The sequence below is a fragment of the Bacillus sp. 179-C3.3 HS genome, assembly GCF_047229225.1.
Classification (GTDB): domain Bacteria; phylum Bacillota; class Bacilli; order Bacillales; family Bacillaceae; genus Bacillus.
Genome location: NZ_JBFEFT010000043.1, coordinates 1 through 3,070, shown reverse-complemented (window position 1 = coordinate 3,070; position 3,070 = coordinate 1). Strand labels below are relative to the sequence as shown.

Annotated in this window: 1 rRNA gene; it reads right to left on the bottom strand. The window is 52.2% G+C overall.

The annotated features are described in order from the left end of the window. Positions 1 to 47: 47 nt before the first annotated feature. A 23S ribosomal RNA gene (locus AB1K80_RS17095) occupies positions 48 to 2,978 on the bottom strand. Between the last annotated feature and the right edge of the window lie 92 nt (positions 2,979 to 3,070).

Genomic DNA, 3,070 nt, shown 5'->3' with positions numbered 1-3,070 from the left:
AATGTTCTCTCAAAACTAGATAACAACGTTCATGCTTCACATTAAAATAGGTTAAGTCCTCGATCTATTAGTATCTGTCAGCTCCACGTGTCACCACGCTTCCACCTCAGACCTATCAACCTGATCATCTTTCAGGGATCTTACTTCCTTGCGGAATGGGAAATCTCATCTTGAGGGGGGCTTCATGCTTAGATGCTTTCAGCATTTATCCCGTCCGCACATAGCTACCCAGCGATGCCCTTGGCAGAACAACTGGTACACCAGCGGTGCGTCCATCCCGGTCCTCTCGTACTAAGGACAGCTCCTCTCAAATTTCCTGCGCCCGCGACGGATAGGGACCGAACTGTCTCACGACGTTCTGAACCCAGCTCGCGTACCGCTTTAATGGGCGAACAGCCCAACCCTTGGGACCGACTACAGCCCCAGGATGCGATGAGCCGACATCGAGGTGCCAAACCTCCCCGTCGATGTGGACTCTTGGGGGAGATAAGCCTGTTATCCCCGGGGTAGCTTTTATCCGTTGAGCGATGGCCCTTCCATGCGGAACCACCGGATCACTAAGCCCGACTTTCGTCCCTGCTCGACTTGTAGGTCTCGCAGTCAAGCTCCCTTGTGCCTTTACACTCTGCGAATGATTTCCAACCATTCTGAGGGAACCTTTGGGCGCCTCCGTTACATTTTAGGAGGCGACCGCCCCAGTCAAACTGCCCACCTGACACTGTCTCCCTGCCCGATAAGGGCAGCGGGTTAGAAGGTCAATACAGCCAGGGTAGTATCCCACCGATGCCTCCACCGAAGCTAGCGCTCCGGTTTCCAAGGCTCCTACCTATCCTGTACAAGCTGTACCAACATTCAATATCAGGTTGCAGTAAAGCTCCACGGGGTCTTTCCGTCCTGTCGCGGGTAACCTGCATCTTCACAGGTACTATAATTTCACCGAGTCTCTCGTTGAGACAGTGCCCAGATCGTTGCGCCTTTCGTGCGGGTCGGAACTTACCCGACAAGGAATTTCGCTACCTTAGGACCGTTATAGTTACGGCCGCCGTTTACTGGGGCTTCAATTCGCACCTTCGCTTACGCTAAGCGCTCCTCTTAACCTTCCAGCACCGGGCAGGCGTCAGCCCCTATACTTCGCCTTACGGCTTCGCAGAGACCTGTGTTTTTGCTAAACAGTCGCCTGGGCCTATTCACTGCGGCTTCTCGGAGCTTTAACACCCCAAGAAGCACCCCTTCTCCCGAAGTTACGGGGTCATTTTGCCGAGTTCCTTAACGAGAGTTCTCTCGATCACCTTAGGATTCTCTCCTCGCCTACCTGTGTCGGTTTGCGGTACGGGCACCTCTCACCTCGCTAGAGGCTTTTCTTGGCAGTGTGGAATCAGGAACTTCGCTACTAAATTTCGCTCGCCATCACAGCTCAGCCTTCACGGGAAACGGATTTGCCTATTTCCCAGCCTAACTGCTTGGACGCGGATATCCAATACCGCGCTTACCCTATCCTCCTGCGTCCCCCCATTGCTCAAATGGTGAGGAGGTGGTACAGGAATATCAACCTGTTGTCCATCGCCTACGCCTTTCGGCCTCGGCTTAGGTCCCGACTAACCCTGAGCGGACGAGCCTTCCTCAGGAAACCTTAGGCATTCGGTGGACGGGATTCTCACCCGTCTTTCGCTACTCATACCGGCATTCTCACTTCTAAGCGCTCCACCAGTCCTTCCGGTCTAGCTTCACAGCACTTAGAACGCTCTCCTACCACTGTTCGTAAGAACAGTCCGCAGCTTCGGTGATACGTTTAGCCCCGGTACATTTTCGGCGCAGAGTCACTCGACCAGTGAGCTATTACGCACTCTTTAAATGGTGGCTGCTTCTAAGCCAACATCCTGGTTGTCTAAGCAACTCCACATCCTTTTCCACTTAACGTATACTTTGGGACCTTAGCTGGCGGTCTGGGCTGTTTCCCTTTCGACTACGGATCTTATCACTCGCAGTCTGACTCCCAAGGATAAGTCATCGGCATTCGGAGTTTGACTGAATTCGGTAACCCGGTAGGGGCCCCTAGTCCAATCAGTGCTCTACCTCCGAGACTCTTACCTTGAGGCTAGCCCTAAAGCTATTTCGGAGAGAACCAGCTATCTCCAGGTTCGATTGGCATTTCACCCCTACCCACACCTCATCCCCGCACTTTTCAACGTACGTGGGTTCGGGCCTCCATTCAGTGTTACCTGAACTTCACCCTGGACATGGGTAGATCACCTGGTTTCGGGTCTACGACCACGTACTCATGCGCCCTATTCAGACTCGCTTTCGCTGCGGCTCCGCATCTTCTGCTTAACCTTGCACGGGATCGTAACTCGCCGGTTCATTCTACAAAAGGCACGCCATCACCCGTTAACGGGCTCTGACTACTTGTAGGCACACGGTTTCAGGATCTATTTCACTCCCCTTCCGGGGTGCTTTTCACCTTTCCCTCACGGTACTGGTTCACTATCGGTCACTAGGGAGTATTTAGCCTTGGGAGATGGTCCTCCCGGATTCCGACGGAATTTCACGTGTTCCGCCGTACTCAGGATCCACTCTGGAGGGAATGACATTTCAGTTACAGGGCTGTTACCTTCTCTGGCGGGCCTTTCCAGACCTCTTCGCTTATATCATTCCTTTGTAACTCCGTATAGAGTGTCCTACAACCCCAAGAGGCAAGCCTCTTGGTTTGGGCTGTTCCCGTTTCGCTCGCCGCTACTTAGGGAATCGCATTTGCTTTCTCTTCCTCCGGGTACTTAGATGTTTCAGTTCCCCGGGTATGCCTTCTCATACTCTATGTATTCAAGTATGGATACTACTCCATTACGAGCAGTGGGTTTCCCCATTCGGAAATCTCCGGATCAAAGCTTGCTTACAGCTCCCCGAAGCATATCGGTGTTCGTCCCGTCCTTCATCGGCTCCTAGTGCCAAGGCATCCACCGTGCGCCCTTTCTAACTTAACCATTTCTTACTTTAGAAAGAATCACTTTGTGTGTGATGAACTTTGCATTCAATGTGAATGTATTACTTATTGTTATCTAGTTTTCAAAGAACA